The sequence below is a fragment of the Cellulosimicrobium cellulans genome (genome assembly GCF_016907755.1).
GTDB lineage: Bacteria > Actinomycetota > Actinomycetes > Actinomycetales > Cellulomonadaceae > Cellulosimicrobium > Cellulosimicrobium cellulans_D.
Genome location: NZ_JAFBCN010000001.1, coordinates 3815840 through 3832301 on the forward strand (window position 1 = coordinate 3815840; position 16462 = coordinate 3832301).

The 16462-nt window shown below is 75.1% G+C and carries 14 protein-coding genes; 3 read left to right on the plus strand and 11 right to left on the minus strand.

Going from position 1 to position 16462, the window contains the following annotated elements; all coding sequences use genetic code 11:
- Positions 1–8: 8 nt before the first annotated feature.
- Genes JOE63_RS16575 through JOE63_RS16585 form a run of 3 tightly spaced genes read right to left on the minus strand, consistent with a single transcriptional unit; the run spans position 9 to position 2618 of the window.
- Complete coding sequence (locus JOE63_RS16575; protein ID WP_087469547.1) at positions 9–539, minus strand: DUF6912 family protein; 531 nt, start codon at positions 537–539, stop codon at positions 9–11.
- Between the two features lie 4 nt (positions 540–543).
- Positions 544–1920: an AAA family ATPase gene (locus JOE63_RS16580; protein ID WP_307840175.1), complete on the minus strand. Its 1377-nt coding sequence runs from the start codon at positions 1918–1920 to the stop codon at positions 544–546.
- Positions 1917–2618, minus strand: a complete 702-nt coding sequence (locus JOE63_RS16585; protein WP_087469548.1) for a hypothetical protein — start codon at positions 2616–2618, stop codon at positions 1917–1919. The genes JOE63_RS16580 and JOE63_RS16585 overlap by 4 nt, the downstream gene beginning before the upstream one ends.
- A gap of 126 nt (positions 2619–2744) precedes the next feature.
- Here JOE63_RS16585 and JOE63_RS16590 point away from each other — a divergent pair, with 126 nt between their 5' ends.
- Complete coding sequence (locus JOE63_RS16590) at positions 2745–2960, plus strand: helix-turn-helix domain-containing protein (protein ID WP_087472469.1); 216 nt, start codon at positions 2745–2747, stop codon at positions 2958–2960.
- An 83-nt stretch (positions 2961–3043) separates the two neighbouring features.
- Here the strand turns inward: JOE63_RS16590 and JOE63_RS16595 are convergent, their stop codons facing one another.
- A complete protein-coding gene (locus tag JOE63_RS16595) occupies positions 3044–3583 on the minus strand; it encodes a hypothetical protein (RefSeq protein ID WP_239576734.1) in 540 nt (179 codons plus the stop codon).
- Positions 3584–3750: 167 nt separating this feature from the next.
- Between JOE63_RS16595 and JOE63_RS16600 the strand changes: the two genes are divergently transcribed.
- Both JOE63_RS16600 and JOE63_RS16605 read left to right on the plus strand, forming a co-directional pair.
- Entirely contained in the window at positions 3751–4779 is a 1029-nt protein-coding gene (locus JOE63_RS16600; RefSeq protein WP_204542666.1) for a LysM peptidoglycan-binding domain-containing protein, read from the plus strand.
- Positions 4780–4806: 27 nt separating this feature from the next.
- A complete protein-coding gene (locus tag JOE63_RS16605; protein WP_087469551.1) occupies positions 4807–5406 on the plus strand; it encodes an Rv3235 family protein in 600 nt (199 codons plus the stop codon).
- Positions 5407–5506: 100 nt separating this feature from the next.
- Here the strand turns inward: JOE63_RS16605 and secA are convergent, their stop codons facing one another.
- The 7 genes from secA to mtrA form a co-directional block, all read right to left on the minus strand.
- Positions 5507–8584, minus strand: coding sequence for a preprotein translocase subunit SecA (gene secA / locus JOE63_RS16610; RefSeq protein ID WP_087469552.1), 3078 nt, complete (start codon positions 8582–8584; stop codon positions 5507–5509).
- A 240-nt stretch (positions 8585–8824) separates the two neighbouring features.
- Positions 8825–10057 (minus strand): winged helix-turn-helix domain-containing protein, encoded by a 1233-nt coding sequence (locus tag JOE63_RS16615; protein ID WP_087472470.1) that lies wholly within the window; start codon positions 10055–10057, stop codon positions 8825–8827.
- A gap of 152 nt (positions 10058–10209) precedes the next feature.
- Positions 10210–10863, minus strand: coding sequence for a ribosome hibernation-promoting factor, HPF/YfiA family (gene hpf, locus JOE63_RS16620; protein WP_087469553.1), 654 nt, complete (start codon positions 10861–10863; stop codon positions 10210–10212).
- A 273-nt stretch (positions 10864–11136) separates the two neighbouring features.
- A complete protein-coding gene (locus tag JOE63_RS16625) occupies positions 11137–11907 on the minus strand; it encodes a ComF family protein (protein WP_204542667.1) in 771 nt (256 codons plus the stop codon).
- Positions 11908–12044: 137 nt separating this feature from the next.
- On the minus strand, positions 12045–13805 hold the full coding sequence (locus tag JOE63_RS16630; protein WP_204542669.1) for an LpqB family beta-propeller domain-containing protein: 1761 nt from the start codon (positions 13803–13805) through the stop codon (positions 12045–12047).
- Positions 13802–15643 (minus strand): MtrAB system histidine kinase MtrB, encoded by a 1842-nt coding sequence (mtrB, locus tag JOE63_RS16635; protein WP_307840177.1) that lies wholly within the window; start codon positions 15641–15643, stop codon positions 13802–13804. Before mtrB ends, JOE63_RS16630 begins: the two co-directional genes overlap by 4 nt.
- A complete protein-coding gene (gene mtrA, locus JOE63_RS16640; RefSeq protein WP_204542671.1) occupies positions 15640–16323 on the minus strand; it encodes an MtrAB system response regulator MtrA in 684 nt (227 codons plus the stop codon). Before mtrA ends, mtrB begins: the two co-directional genes overlap by 4 nt.
- Between the last annotated feature and the right edge of the window lie 139 nt (positions 16324–16462).

The following is a 16462-nucleotide window of genomic DNA, read 5'->3' on the forward strand; positions in this document are numbered from 1 at the left end:
CGCAGTCGTCAGCCCCGCGGCACGTCCTTGAGCTCCGACCAGTCGTACCAGAGCAGGTCCCGCTCGTTGACGCGGTCGATCGCGGCGTCGAGCGCGGCGTCGGCACCCGGGCCGTCGGCGTCGGCCGCCGCGAGCACCGCCTCGACGTCCTCGATCGCCTCGGGCTCGTCGACGTGCACGCACACGATCGCGACGTCCGGCACGGTCCGCAGGACCTCGACGGCGCTCGGCGCGGGTGCGTCCTCGTCGTCGGAGTCGTCAGCGCCCACGACCTGCACCGCGCCGTCGGGCACCTCGAGCGTGACGACGAGCCGCTGGCGCGGCGCGTCCGGGCGCGCCGCGACGAGCGCGAGCGAGTCGTCCGCCGCCTCGAGCGCGGCCGCGTACTCCAGGCCCTCCTCGTCCTCGTCGGGCAGCGCGCGCGTCAGCGCGGCGGTCACGGCGTGCGCGCCGCGCGGGGCGACGCTCCAGCGGGCGGCGTCGGCGGTCACGGTGACGGCGTCGAGCTCGTCGAGCGTCGCGGGGAGGTAGATGCGCATGGGTTCAGTGTGCCGCCTCCAGCGCGAGTCGGTGCGCCGCACCACGCCCGGGAGGTGCCGCCTCCCGCACGTGCGCGCCGAGCCGCGCGAGGGCGCGGCGGGCGGGGCTCGCGGGGGCCGACTCCGCGAGCGTCCGGCCCTCCCGGAGGCCGAGGTCGACCGCACCGTCCTCGGGGACGACGTGGAGGTCGTCGACGCTCGCGTAGCGGGCCATCGCGTCACGCACCGCTCGCTCCGGCCGGGGCCCGACCGCGCTCGAGCGCACGCGGTTCACCACGACGACGCGCGCCGCACCGACGCACGCGCCCGTCTCGGCGAGCTCGTCGAGCGCACGGACGAGGCGCTGGAGCCCGACGGGGTCGCCCGCGCCGACGACGACCACGACGTCCGCGGCGGCGAGCGCGCTCCACGTCGCGTCGTTGCGCTGCGGGGCACGGGTGTCGTACGTCAGGAGCTCGTCCCGCTCGATCCCGAAGCCGCAGTCGACGACCGTCCAGTCCGCGACGGACCGCGCGACCTCCCACACGGCGTCGAGCGACGCCCCGGGAAGCTCCGGCCAGCGGGCCGCCCGGGTCAGGCCCGTGAGCACCCGGACCCGCGGCAGGACCGTCGGCGCCAGCGCGACCAGCCCCGCGGCGTCGAGCGCGCCCTGACCCGCGCTGCGGGCGGCCGCGGCCAGCCCCGGTGACTCGTCGAGCAGACCGAGGCGCTGCGCGACGCTCCCGCCGTACGTGTCGGCGTCGACGAGCAGGACCTCCGCCTCGGGCGACGGCAGGACGCCGGCCGGGACGTCCACGTCGGCGGCGCGCCGCTCCCGGCGCGGCGGACGAGCGCGCCGCGCCGGCGGCGCTCCCGCGAGCTCCGCGGCGAGGTTTGTCGCCACGGTCGTGCGACCGGGTGCACCGGTCGGCCCCCACACGGCGACGGTCCGCCCACGGCGGGGTTCCCGCCCTGGGGCCGCCGCACCGGTGCCGACGACCGGCCGGGGGACGCCGGGGGCGCCCGTGGCCGCCGCGCGCGGCGGCAGGACGGAGCGGACGACGTCGCACAGCGCGTCCGGGGCGGCGTCCAGGTCGACGACCGCGTCGACGCCGTAGGCCCGCACCCGTCCCTCCTCCCACGTCCCGCCCGGGGCGAGCGCGACGACCCGGACGTCGTGGGCGTGCAGGTCGACGACCGCCTGCCGGTCCAGCGCCGGCAGGTCGCACGACACGACGGCGACCCGCCCCGCACCCGCCGCGGCCGCGGCGAGCAGCTCGACGACGTCCGCGCACCTCCGCGTGACCTGGAGCCCGGGGGCGGCGAGCGTGGTGACCACCTCGGCCTCGCGCGCACCGCGGACCGCGCACAGGACGGTCGCGACCGTCGTCGCCCCGCTCACCCCGCACCCCCGGCCGGGACGAGCGCGATCGTCCCGTCCCCGGCCACCGCCGCGAGCACGGCCGGGAGGTCGTCGACACCGACCAGGAGGTGGACCGTCGTCGGGCCGCCCACGACGAGCGTCCCCTCCCCCTCGTCGACCTGCGCGACGGTGACGCCGCCGACGAGCAGCTCGGGCTGCGGCGGCTCGTCGGCCGCGGCGGCACCCGGCTCGGCGCCGGCCGTCGGGACGGGTGTCTCGGGGACGTACCAGACGTCGACCGTCGCCCCGGCGACGATGCGCTCCGAGAGGCCCGTCGTCACGGGTACGGCGACGGCGCGCACCGCGAGGTCGGCCGCCGCACCGAGCGAGGACGCGGGGACCAGCTCGCCCTCAGCGACGGTCCGCAGCACGACGGCCTCGTCCGGGAGCCCGTCCGCCGCGAGGAGGTAGCGGTCCGTCTGCGTGCCGAGCCGCACCTCCACCGCCCTCAGGTCCGCGGCGGTCACGGCCGTCCCGGGCGTGAGCGCCGCCCCGGCCGCGTAGACGGTGACGGTCCGGCTCGCGGTGCTCACGGCCCAGGACCCGAGGGCCACGGACAGCGCGACCACGACGATCCCCACGAGGAGCCGTGGGTCCTTCCAGCCGGGTCGCCTCAGGCGCGCGGCGGCACGTGGTGCCGGTTCGACCCGCACGGGTCGTTCCGTGGTCGTCGTCATCGATCTCCCCCTCGGTGGTCCGGCACGTCAGCCGTGCCGCGGCTTCATGATCCCCGGTCCGCGCCGCCCGTGGCGGAGCCTGTGGACGAGCGCCGGGTCGCGGCGCGCGCGTGCCAGACTGACGCCATGGCCCAGCGGTTCCTCACCCTCGCCGACGTCACGGACGAGCTCAACATCTCGGCGGCGCAGGCGTACGCGCTCGTCCGCTCCGGGGAGCTCCCCGCGATCCAGGTGGGCGGCCGGGGGCAGTGGCGCGTCGAGGTCAGCGAGCTCGAGGCGTACATCCAGCGGATGTACGCCCAGACGCGCCAACGCATCGAGGCCGGCGACTTCGACGGCTGAGCTCCCGTCGCGTCCTCGGGCTCGGCCTGAGACGACCTGGGCGGCCACGGCCGCGAGTCGTGCGCGCTCCCCCTGCACGCTCGTCATCGCGGGACGAACCCCGGTTCCGACTCGCTGACGCACAGGACGGCGGACCAGGGCACGACCCGCGCGCCGTGCCCGGTGCCGGGGGCGACCTCCAGGTCGACGTGGTCCTTGCCGACGCGCGCGACCCAGCCGGGGAACGTCCCCGCGGGGGTCCGCACCTGGACCGGTCGGCGGTCGCGCATGAGCGCGCGCAGGGCGTGGCCGAGACCCAGTCGTGCCGACCGGGCCGACGGCGCGGGCTGTGCGTGACGGCCGACGCCCTGGACGGCGGCGATCGCCCCGGTCGGGACGAGGTGCTGACGCCGGGCGTCGCCCACGAGCACCCACTCCTCCGCCGCCTCGCGCAGCTCTCCGGTGACGGTCGACCCGTCGCGCAGCTCGAGCGTGACCGTGCCGGGCGTGCCGCGCAGCCGCTCGACGAGCGTGATCGTCGCGTGCTCGGCGCGGGTGAGGTCGGCGACGGCGGCGGCCCGGTCCTGCGACTCCGCGGCGGCGAGCTGTGCCGCGAGGTCGTCGAAGAGGGCGTCCCATCGCACCGGGACACCGTAGCGGTCCCGCGCACCGGCGACCCCCGCCGTGTCCACATCACGAGAAGCCCTCTGGACAGCCGGGCCGGGTCGCGCTTAGATCGACCTGTCGCGATCAAACGACATCAAACGACATCAAGGGCCGTCCTCCACGGACGGCCGCGCAGGGGGCACCGATGGACCGTCGCACCGCCGTACCCGCACGAGCCGGGGGGATCGCCGTCCTCCTCGCGCTCCTCCTCGTCATGAGCGGCGCCGTGACGGCGCTCTCGCTCCGCGCTGAGCACCTCGCCGGCACCCTCTCCGGCGCCCGCCCGGAGCCCTACGTGGAGCTTCTCGCGGTGGCGCTCGGCGCCGTGGCAGCCACCTGGGTGGGCGTCAGCGCGCTCCTCGGCCTGGGCTGCGTCGTCGTGCGTGCCGTGGGTCGATCGTGGGGAGCCGGAGAACGGCTCGTCCTGCGCGTGGCGCCGGCCGTCGTCCGCCGGGCCGTGCGGGCCGGCGTGGGGCTGACCGTGGGGGCGGGCCTCGTCCTCGCCGGAGGGACCGCGCAGGCCGCCACGACCCCCGACGCCGACCCCGGCGTCGTGGCGGTCGACCTGGGGTGGCAGACCTCGGCGTCCGCCCCCGAGCCGGCCGCACCCGCGGAGCCCGCTCCGCACCCGACGGACGCGTCTGTCCCCGCGCCCTCGCACGCCCCCTCCGTGCCGACGTCGGCCACCGCCCAGCCGGCGCCCGCGGTCACCGTCCCGGTCCCGGAGTCGCCCGACCCCGCGACCACCGCGACCACCGCGCCGGCCGCACCGTCGACACCACCGGGCGCCCCGGACGCTCCGAGTACCGCACCGACCCCGCCGTCGACCCCCGCCGCGGCCTCGGCCCCGGACCGGGCGACGGCCCCGGGCACCGCGCCGACTGCGGGCACCTCCGCGCCCGCACGTGCACCGCAGGCCCCGAGCGCCGCGGCCGCGCAGCGTGACGCGGCACTCACGGTGGTGCGTGACGTCGCGGCGGACGGGCCGCGCGAGGTCGTCGTCGTGCGCGGCGACTCGCTCTGGTCGATCGCCGCACGCCACCTGCCGGACGGCGCGTCCGACGCGCAGGTCGCCGACGCGGTGCAGCGCTGGTACGCCGCGAACGCCGAGGTCGTCGGCGACGACCCCGACCTCGTCCGCCCCGGCCAGGTGCTCGTCGCACCGAGCTCCTGACGACCGCCCGCCACGAAGGAGCCGACCATGACCGCTCCCCTGCTGACCGCCGCGGACGTCCGGCCCGCGACCGACGTCGCCGCCCCGTCGCACCGTCGTGCTGCTGCCCCCGCGTCGCCCGAGCTGCCCGCGCGACCCGCCCGCTCCACGAGCGTGCCCGCCGAGCCGCCCGCCCGCCTGCTGCGCTGCGTCGGCGAGCGCCTCGTCCCGACGATGGACCTGACGGACGTCACGACCGCACGGGCACCGCAGCACGTCGTGCGGGGCCGCCCCCTCGCACCCCCGACCGCACCGCTCCCGCTCCCGGACCCGACGGCCCTGTGCTGCGCCGTCGTGCGGGCCGCCGTCGAGGTCGTCCGCGGCGAGCGCACCGTGGGCCAGCTCGCCCGGTGGGTGTCGCCCGAGATCTACGAGACGCTCGCCCGGCGGTCGCGTCTCGTCGCCGACGGCCCACGCCCGACGACGACGCGGCCCGTCGCCGTGCGCCGCGCCCGCGTGCTGCGGATCGGCGACGGCGTCGCGGAGGGCACCGTCGTGGTCGAGGACGGCGACCGCGTCCGGGCCGCGGCGGCGCGGCTCGAGGCGCGCCGCGGCACGTGGCGCGTGGTCGCGCTCGAGATCGGGTGAGCGGACCTCACCCCGCACGACGACGGCGGGGCGCGCCACCAGTGGTGGCACGCCCCGCCGTCGTCGGTCCCGTCACGGCGCAGGCCGGACGGGAGGAGGGTCACTCCTCGTTCTGACCGTGGCAGACCTTGTACTTCTTGCCCGAGCCGCACGGGCACTGCGCGTTGCGCGGCGTCCCGGGGAACGTGCGCCCGTCGCTCTCGACCGCGCTCGCCTCGCCGTGCAGCGCCCGGCGCGAGCGTCGACCCGCGTCGCCGGACACGACGGCCTGACCGGTGCCGTCCTCGCTCGGCGCGCTGTACGACAGCGGGACCTGCCGGTCGGGGCCGTCCAGGCCCTTGGCGATGAGCGTTCCGGGGCGATCGCCGCTCGGGCCGCCGAACGCCGCCGGGGCCGTCGCCGGGACCGGCTCGGCCTCGACCGGAGCGTCCTCGACCGGAGCTTCCTGGGCCGGGGCGTCGGCCGTCGCCGGGGCGTCCTCGACGGGAGCGTCCGTCACAGGGGCGTCCTGCGTCGGAGCAGCCGCCTGCTGGGCCGCCGCCGCGAGACCGGCGACCGCGCCCGCCGAGGCCGCACCCGCCGCACCGCCGAGCGCCTGGCCCGCCGCCGACTGCGCGGCCTGGGCCGCCGCCGCGACGGAGATCGCCGGGGACTGGGCGGGGTCGGCCGCACCCGGCTCAGCGACCTTGACCTCGAGGTTGAAGAGGTACCCGACCGTCTCCTCCTTGATGGCCTCGGTCATCGCCTGGAAGAGCTGGAAGCCCTCGCGCTGGTACTCGACGAGCGGGTCGCGCTGCGCCATCGCGCGCAGCCCGATGCCCTCCTTGAGGTAGTCCATCTCGTAGAGGTGCTCGCGCCACTTGCGGTCCAGGACCGAGAGCGTCACGCGCCGCTCGAGCTGGCGCATGTTCGCCGAGCCGAGCTGCTCCTCGCGGTTCTGGTAGGCGATGCGGGCGTCGGAGAGGATCTCCTCGAGGAGCAGGTCCTGGGAGAGCCGGGTCTCCCCGCCCGCCTGCTCGACGACCTCCTCCGGCGAGATCGAGATGGGGAAGACGGCCTTGATCGCGGTCCACAGGGCGTCCAGGTCCCAGTGCTCCGGGTTGCCCTCGGCCGTGGCACCCTCGACGTACGCGGTGACGACGTCGGTGAGGAAGTGCTGCACCTGCTCGTGCAGGTCCTCGCCCTCGAGCACGCGGCGGCGCTCGTCGTAGATGACGGTGCGCTGGCGCGACAGGACGTCGTCGTACTTGAGGACGTTCTTGCGGATCTCGAAGTTGCGCGACTCGACCTGGCCCTGCGCGCTCGCGATGCCGCGCGTGACCATCTTCGACTCGAGCGGCACGTCGTCCGGGAACCCTGCGCGGTTCATCATCGACTCGGCGAGGGTCGAGTTGAACAGGCGCATGAGGTCGTCCTGCATCGACAGGTAGAACCGGGACTCGCCCGGGTCACCCTGACGGCCGGAACGACCACGGAGCTGGTTGTCGATGCGGCGGGACTCGTGGCGCTCGGTGCCGAGCACGTAGAGGCCACCGAGCTCACGGACCTCGTCGTGCTCCGCCGCGACCGCGGCCTTCGCCTTCTCGAGCGCGTCGGGCCAGGCGGCCTCGTACTCCTCCGGGTTCTCCGCGGCGTCGAGGCCGCGCGCCGCGAGGTCCGCGACCGCCATGAACTCGGCGTTGCCGCCGAGCATGATGTCGGTACCGCGACCGGCCATGTTCGTCGCGACCGTGACGGCGCCCTTGCGGCCCGCCAGCGCGACGATCGAGGCCTCGCGCTCGTGCTGCTTCGCGTTGAGGACCTCGTGCGGCACGCCCTGCTTCTTGAGCTTGGACGACAGCAGCTCGGACTTCTCGACGCTCGTCGTGCCGACGAGCACCGGCTGGCCCTGCGCGTGGCGCTCGACGATGTCCGCGACGACCGCGTCGAACTTGCCCTCCTCGTTCTTGTACACGAGGTCCGCCTGGTCGACGCGCTGCATCGGCCGGTTCGTCGGGATCGGCACCACGCCGAGCTTGTAGGTGCCCTGGAACTCGGCCGCCTCCGTGTCCGCGGTACCGGTCATGCCCGAGAGCTTGGAGTACAGGCGGAAGTAGTTCTGGAGCGTGATCGTGGCGAGCGTCTGGTTCTCCGCCTTGATCTGCACGCCCTCCTTGGCCTCGATGGCCTGGTGCATGCCCTCGTTGTACCGGCGGCCGGGCAGGATGCGCCCCGTGTGCTCGTCGACGATCATGACCTCGCCGTTCAGCACGACGTAGTCCTTGTCGCGCTTGAAGAGCTCCTTCGCCTTGATGGCGTTGTTGAGGAACCCGATGAGCGGCGTGTTCAGCGACTCGTAGAGGTTGTCGATGCCGAGGTAGTCCTCGACCTTCTCGATACCCGGCTCGAGCACGCCGACGGTGCGCTTCTTCTCGTCGACCTCGTAGTCCGCCCCCTGGTTCAGGCGCCGCACGACCTTCGCGAACTCGCCGAACCAGCGGTTCGTGTCGCCCGACGCGGGACCCGAGATGATGAGCGGCGTGCGCGCCTCGTCGATCAGGATCGAGTCGACCTCGTCGACGATCGCGAAGTGGTGGCCGCGCTGCACGAGGTCGTCCGTGGACCACGCCATGTTGTCGCGCAGGTAGTCGAAGCCGAACTCGTTGTTCGTGCCGTACGTGATGTCCGCGGCGTACTCCTCGCGGCGCTGCGCGGGCGTCTGGCCGGACAGGATCACGCCCGTCGTGAGGCCGAGGAAGCGGTAGACGCGGCCCATGAGCTCGCTCTGGTACTTCGCCAGGTAGTCGTTGACCGTGACGACGTGCACGCCCTTGCCCTCGAGCGCGTTGAGGTACGCGGCCGTGGTCGCGACGAGCGTCTTGCCCTCACCGGTCTTCATCTCGGCGATGTTGCCGAGGTGCAGCGCCGCACCGCCCATGAGCTGGACGTCGAAGTGCCGCTGGCCGAGCGTGCGACGCGACGCCTCGCGCACCGCGGCGAACGCCTCGGGGAGCAGGTCGTCGAGGGTCTCGCCCGCCTCGAGGCGCGCCTTGAAGCGGTCGGTCTCCTCCCGCAGCTCCTCGTCGGTGAGATCCTCGAAGCCCGGCTCGAGCTTGTTGACCTGGTCGGCGAGGCCGGACAGCTTCTTGAGGATCCGGCCCTCGCCGATGCGAAGGACCTTGTCGAGGATCGAAGGCACGCAGGACTCCCGTATCGATCGGTGCCCGGGCCGGGTGGTCCGGGAGCAGCGCCGACGCTCTCCCGCGCGGGCGCGCACGGCAGCGGACGTCGGCAACGTCACACAACATCGTAGGCGAGTCGGAGCGACGTCGGACCCGTCCGGGTTTCGCCGACGACGAACCTCGCCGGCGAGACCCGCGCCAGGGTACGACGACAGGGCGTCCTCCGGCGGTCCCGCCCACCGTCAGGGTGGGCGTCGTCAGGCGGCCGCCACCTCGGCGGCCAGGGCCGGGGCCAGGTCTCCCGACGGCGCGACGTCGACCTCGGGCACCCCCAGCCAGCCCCCGAGCACGCGGAGCTCCGCGGCGAGCCGCGCCGCCGTCCCCTCTCCCGCCGCCTGCTCGCGGTGCGCCGACAGCACGCGCAGGACGCCCGCCCGCCGGTCGGCCTTGAGGTCCACCCGCGCCGTGAGGTCCTCGCCCTCGAGGAACGGCAGGACGTAGTAGCCGTGCACCCGCTTGGGCGCCGGCACGTAGATCTCGATCCGGTAGTGCACGTCGAACAGCCGCTCGAGCCGCGTGCGCTCGAACACGAGCGGGTCGAACGGGTTGAGCAGGGTCGTCGCCGTCGCCCGACGCGGGAGCGCGGCGTCCGCGTGCAGGTACGTGGGCTCGTCCCAGCCCCGCACCGTCACCGGCCGCAGCGTCCCGGCCTCGACGAGCTCGTCGAACGCCGTCCGCACCGCGGGACCGCGGAGCCGGAAGTAGTCCTTGAAGCAGCGCAGCGTCCCCACGCCGTGCGCGCGCGCACCGATCTCGAGGAGAGCCCGGACGGCGTCGGCGTCCGTGACGGGCGGCGCCGCGAGGACCGCCGGCGGCAGCACGCGTTCCGTGAGGTCGTAGCAGCGCTCGAACGCGCCGTTGCGGCGCGCGGACGTGATCTCCCCGGTGAAGAACAGGAACTCGAGCGCGCGCTTGGCGACGGTCCAGTTCCAGCCCCACTGGGACCGGTCCCGCGGGTGCGCCCGGCCCTCGGCCTCCAGGATCTCGTGCACCTCGCTCGCCGTGATCGGGCCGCGCTCGGTGACGAGGCGGCGCACGTCCTCCACGGCCTCGGAGTGGCTCATCTCGACCGCGCTGATGGTCCCCCACGCCTCCGTCCGGTACCGACGGCGGCGCCACTCCAGCAGCGGCCACGTGCTGGGCGGGACGTACGACGCGACGTGCGCCCACGTCTCCACGAGCCGGCGCGGGGCACGACCCGCCGCGCGGTCCAGCAGCGCCGTGTCGTACGGGCCGAGGCGCGCGTACAGCGGCATGAGGTGCGCCCGCGCGAGCACGTTCACCGAGTCGATCTGCAGCAGCCCGAGGCGGTCGATCACCCCCTGGACCTGCCGCATCGTCGGGGCCCGCCCGCCCGTCCCGTCGTACGGACGCTCGCGGTGCAGCCCCTGCGCGGCGAGCGCGACGCGGCGCGCCTGGGACAGGGACATCGACTCGGACCTCGACGGCGTGGCGACCACCCCCCGATCCTGCCCTGCCCCACCCACACGCCCGCCCCTGTCCACCAGGACCGCCTGGTCGGCCGGGCGCGGACAGCACGACGCGCCCGGACCCGAGGAGGGGCCGGGCGCGTCGGTGCGGGTCAGGCGGTCTTCTCGACCGCGGCGTCGGCGCAGTCGCAGGACGTGTCGAGCGCGACGACCCCGTACGTCCAGCCGCGGCGCCGATAGGCGACGGACGGGCGCGAGGTCTCGACGTCGACGAAGAGGAAGAAGTCGTGACCGACCATCTCCATCTCGTACAGCGCGTCGTCCACGGTCATGGGTTCCGCGGAGTGCAGCTTCTGCCGGATGACGACGGGCGAGTCGCCGAGGGTCGTCTCGACGGCCTCCCCGGGCTCGCTGGGCGCGGTCGGCGCCGGCGGCGGGGGTGCGGCGTGCGCTGCCGGGTCGTAGGGGCGCACGTCGACGGGCGGCACGACGGTGTGGTTGCGGTGGTCCTTGCGACGGTCGCGGGCACGGCGCAGGCGCTCGGCGAGCTTGTCCATAGCGAGGTCGAGGGCGCCGAACCGGTCGTCTGCCGCTGCCTCGGCGCGGACGACGGGTCCCTTGGCGCGCACGGTCAGCTCGACGCGTTCGCGGACCCCGGAGAGCCTCGGGTTGTTCTCGTGGGTGACCTCGACGTCCACGCGCTGCGCCGTGGGCGCGAGCTGCTGGACCTTGGCGAGCTTGTCCTCCACGTGCCGGCGGAAGCGGTCTGCCACTTCCGTGTGCCTGCCGACGACGACGATCTCCATGTGAGCCTCCGCGAGGATCTTGTGCGGCGCCCGGCTCGATGCGTCCGAGCGCCTCGTTCGGATTCGGTAGGAGCACCCGTTCCCGGGTGCGGTGGGCTACCACCTCCTTGCGGCGCGAGGCCGCGCGCTCGGTACGCTCGCGCGGCGTCGGACGTGCCCTGCACCTCCGTCGTCCGCGGCGACTGGCCCTCAGACTAACCCGCGGTGCGGGGTGTCGGCAGCACCAACGGGAGGGGAACCGGAGGACCTTCGACCCGCACGCCCCGTCGGGCGTCACCCCGTCCCGTCGGGCGCCTGCCGACGCGTCGACGGCGCGGGTGTCGCGGCCAGCACGAAGGCTCCCAGCACGGGTATCCCGGCGCCCAGGAGGGCGTCCTCGCACGCGGCGAGCGTCGCCCCGGTGGTGAGGACGTCGTCGACGAGGAGGCACGGGAACCCGTCCTGCACGGCCGCGCGCGCCCGGCGTCCGGTCACCGGACCCGCCGCGAGACGGACCGCCCCGAGGCGGGCACCGCGCGCCCGGGAGCCGAGACCGGCCTGGTCGCGCACCGGTCCCCGCTGCACGAGCAGGGACGCGGTCCGCGCCGGTGCCCCCGAGGCGACGAGGCCTACGGCGACGGCCCGCGCGAGCACCGTGACGGGGTCGCGTCCGCGCACCCGGCGCGCGGCTGCCGACGTCGGCGCGGGCACGACCAGGACCGGGCCCGGCGGTGCGCCGCCGCGGGTGCCGAGGACCTGTCCCAGCGCGGTTCCCGCTCGTCTCGCGACGGTTCCCAGCGGGCGGTCGAGGTCGGCCCGGCCGCGGTCCTTCCAGGCGACGACCACGCCGCGCACCGGGCCCGCGTAGTGCGCCGGGGCCCAGACGGGGAGGGGTGGCACGCCGTCGAGCCGGTCGAGGCGCGGGGCCGCGAGCTCGCGGCGCCGCAGCGGGGCGCCCAGGGGCGCGAGGCAGTCGGGGCACCACCGGACGTCGGGACGGTCGCACCCGGGGCACGCGACCGGCAGCGCGACGCGCGCGACGTCGTCGAGAGCACGGAGGAGCACCGGACCAGCATGCCCGCGGCCCGTCCGCGGGCGGGCGCAGGGCGTGGACCCTGTGGATGACGGCGGCCCACGGGCCGGACCGGCGACCGGCGACCGAGCCTGTGGTCCGGCCCCGACGGCGGCGGTCCGCGCCCCGGTCAGCCCGGGTAGGTGGGCAGGCGCACCTCGGTCGCGACCTTCGTCCAGAGCGTCGAGGTGCCCGCCGCGTAGAGGCTGCTGTCGCTCGTCCCGACGAGGGCCGTGGCGATGCCGGTCGCCGAGGCGAGGGACACGGCGTCCTCGACCGGCGACGCGGCCGCCGTCGGCCCACCGACGGGCACGCGCTGCACGACAGGCTCGGCCGTACCGGCGGTGCGGCCGAGCACCCCCAGCAGGGCACGGTCCATCCACGTGACCTGGGTGGCGGCGACCACGGGCTGCCCCACGCGGACCGGCTCCGAGAGCTGGGTCGGGCGACCGGCCTCGTCGCGGACGATGCCGGCGACCTGGATCTGCGCCCCGCTCCCGGCGTCGCTCACGACGGCGACCCGCGCGCCGTCCGGCGCCACGCGCACCGACATGATCGTGCGGCCCTCGAGCCAGGGGGCCGCGACGGTGGAGACCGCCGCGTCGGACCCCGCGTCGCGGAGGTCGACGACCTGCAGCGTGCCGTCCTGGACCTGCGGCCCGCTCCACAGGTACTGGAATCGGTCGATCGTCGGGGCGAGCAGGTTCGACCCGGTGAGCAGCGTCGTCGGACCGGACTCCGCGGTGGGCGCCGTGACGATGCGGCTCGCCCCGTCCCGGACCACGTACGTCGCGTCGACGGACCGCCCGCGGAACGCGAGCGCGGTCGGCTGGAGCCCGGCGAGCGGCGCGGCGGACGCGACGGCCTTGGTCGTGCGGCCCTCGAGGCTCATGATCTGGTCCCCGGCCAGGACGACGGGGTCGTCCGGGGTGGTCGCGACGCCGATGGTCGGGACCTCGTCCGCGGAGAGGGTGGAGCCGCCCACGCCGACCGTGATCTCGACCCGCCCTCCGAGCGAGGCCTGGAGCTGGGCCAGCAGGAGGGCGCGGTCGGCGGACGACGCCTCGGCCACGGGCTCGTTGAGCGGGACGATGACGGCGCCCTCCCCCGGCGGGACCGAGTCGATGCTCAGCGCGGTGCCCTCGGGGGCGACGGTCGACACGGAGCCGGCGAGCCACTCCGCCGGCCCGCGCAGCGTCTCGCGCACCGCGAGCGCCTGCCAGTTGCGGCTGGGGAACCAGCGCGCGTCGGGCACGAGGTAGGCGCGGTCGATCGTCGGGAAGTAGAGGTTGACCTGCTTGTACGTCTGCGCGAAGTTCGTCTCCGTGATGGTCAGGCCGTCGTCGACCGTGTCGATGCGCCACTGGTCGTCGTCGTCGCGCACGAGCCCGTAGGAGATCTCGATGGTCTGACCGGGGACCTGCTCGGTGTAGACGCCGTGCTCGTCGACGGTGCCGATCAGCTCCGCGGTCGTGCGGACCGTCGTCGTGCCGTCCTCGAGCGTCGACTCGTCCACGACGAGCTCCGGCTCGCCCGAGAGGATCGCGACCTGGGCGAGGGGGGACCACTCCTCCTGCACCTCGGACGTGAGGAACTCCGAGGCGACGTCGAAGGAGCTCCGCGCACCCTGGGCCTGCGCCGCGAGGAAGCCCTGGACGATCTGGGTCGGCGACGCGTCCCGGATCGGGGCCGCGGCGCTGACGAACGGCTGGCCCGGGTCCTCCGGGGTGGCCTGCCCCTCCGTGACGGGCCCGGAGGTCGGGATCGACGCGCACGCGCCGAGCGCCGCGACCAGCGCCGTCGCGAGCCCGGCGGCGAGCGCGCGCCCGGCCCGTCGGCGCAGGGTCCGACCACGCGGTGTCGGACCGCGCAGCGTCCCGGTCGTGGTCATCGCGCCTCCTGCACGTCGTCGCTGGTCTGGTGCTCCGTGCTGTCGCCGGGTCCGGGCTCGGCCGCCCGGCCGGGGTGCGCGGCGTGGTCCCGCGGCAGGACGACCGGGATGCCGCCCGTGACCGACGGGATGTCGGCGGGACCCGCCGTCCCCTCGACGTCCTCGACGACCGGCGTCGTGGTGCTCCACTCGGCCGGGAGCCCCCGGCCGACCGCGGCCTCGGCCACGAGCGGCAGCGGCGAGGACTGGAGCCGGATGCCCGCGCGCCGCGGGAGCGTGAGGCGGAAGCTCGCGCCACGTCCGGGACGACCCCACGCCTCGAGCCAGCCGCCGTGCAGGTGCGCGTCCTCGAGCGAGATCGCGAGGCCGAGGCCCGTGCCCCCGGTCGTGCGCGCGCGGGCCGGGTCCGCACGCCAGAAGCGGTCGAACACGTGCTGGACCTCGTCCGAGGTCATGCCGACGCCGTGGTCGCGCACCGCGATCGCGACCGCGTGCCCGTCGCCCTCGACCGTGATCTCGACGGGCCGCTCCTCCGCGTGCTCGATCGCGTTGACGACCAGGTTGCGGACGATGCGCTCGACGCGTCGCGGGTCGATGTCGGCCGTGACGGGCTCGTCCCCGAGGTGGACCGACAGCCACACGCCCTTGCGCTCGGCGAGCGGGGCGGCGTGGTCGACCGCGGCGTTGACGACGTCGCGCAGGTCGCGCCGCTCGGCGTCCAGGACCGCGGCCCCGGCGTCGAACCGGCTGATCTCGAGCAGGTCCGCGAGGAGGTCCTCGAACCGGTCGAGCTGGGCCTGCAACAGCTCGGTCGAGCGCTTCGAGACGGGGTCGAACTCCTCGCGCGAGGAGTACAGCACCTCGGACGCCATGCGGATCGTCGTCAGCGGCGTCCGCAGCTCGTGGGAGACGTCGGAGACGAACCGGCGCTGGAGCATCGACAGCTCCTCCATGCGCCCGATCTGCTCCTGCAGGCCCTGCGCCATCTCGTTGAACGAGTGCGCGAGCGACGCCATCTCGTCGTGGCCCTTGACCGGGAGCCGCTCGTCGAGGCGGCCGTCGGCGAGCCGCTCCGCGACGCTCGCCGCCTGGCGCACGGGGAGCACGGCCTGACGTGTGACGAGCGCGGTGATGCCGACGAGCAGCCCGAGCAGCACGAGCGCGCCGACGAGCAGGACCGACTGCAGGAAGCGCAGCGTCTCCTGGTCCGCCTGCAGGTCGTAGAGGTAGTAGAGCTCCCACGTCCCGGCGACCGGCACCTCGACCGTCGAGCCGACGACGATGCCCGGCACGACCGGCGAGTCCGGGTCCGTCGGGTCGACCGGGATCCCGACGGACTGCAGGTACTGCTCGCCGTCGGCGGCGACCGTCGCCGCCCGCATCTCGGGCGTGACGAGGTCGGCGAGCTGCGGGTTCGTCGACAGGTCGAGGAACCCGACGGTGCTCGACCCCCCGGCCTGCCACAGGAAGACGTCGCGCGAGGAGCCCGTGCTCTGGAGCATGGAGAACAGGTCGAACAGCAACGACTGCGCCTCCGTCGCGTTCGCGGCGGGAGACGCGTCGAGCGTGCTGCGCGCCTGCTGCGTCGACTGCGCGCTCTCCAGGTCGACCTCGGCGGCGCGGCGCTCGTAGAGCCCGTCGCGCATCGCGTCGGTCAGGTAGGCGCCGAGCGCGCCGACCGTGAGCACACCCACCACGAGCGCGGACGTCACGACACGGAGCTGCATCGACGAGCGCCACCGCCACACGACGCGGCGGACCGTGGCGCGCGCGCGGCGTCGGACCCGGCGCCAGAGCCCCCGCCAGCGCCCGTCGGTGGAGCCGGCCGTCGTGCTCACGTGCGGGTCGCGCCCGCCTTGTACCCGACGCCGCGGACGGTCAGCACGATCTCCGGGTTCTCGGGGTCGTGCTCGATCTTCGAGCGCAGGCGCTGCACGTGGACGTTGACGAGGCGCGTGTCCGCGGCGTGCCGGTAGCCCCACACCTTCTCGAGGAGGACCTCGCGCGTGAACACCTGCCAGGGCTTGCGCGCGAGCGCGACGAGGAGGTCGAACTCGAGCGGCGTGAGCGCGACCTGCTCGCCGCCGCGCGAGACGCGGTGGCCGGTGACGTCGATCTCGACGTCGCCGATCGACAGGTGCTCCGGGGCCGGCTCCTCCGTGCGGCGCAGGCGCGCGCGGATGCGGGCGACCAGCTCCTTGGGCTTGAACGGCTTGGAGATGTAGTCGTCGGCGCCCGACTCGAGGCCGAGCACGACGTCGACCGTGTCGCTCTTCGCGGTGAGCATGATGACGGGAACACCCGACTCGGCACGGATGAGGCGGCACACCTCGGTGCCGTCCTTGCCCGGGAGCATGAGGTCGAGGAGCACGAGGTCCGGCTGGGTGCTGCGGAACGTCTCGAGCGCGAGGTCGCCGTCGGCGCAGAACACGGGTTCGAAGCCCTCGGAGCGCAGGACGATCCCGATCATCTCGGCCAGAGCGATGTCGTCGTCGACCACGAGCACACGAACCTTCATGCGGACATCTTGCCATCGACGGGCCGCCGCTCGGCGCGGCCCGGGGACCGCGGCGCGGGTGAACCCGCCCTGCCGACCCGCCGGGCCGGACCGCCGCCGCGCAGGGCCGCGTACTAGGGTGGCCTCGCCGCCGTCGCCC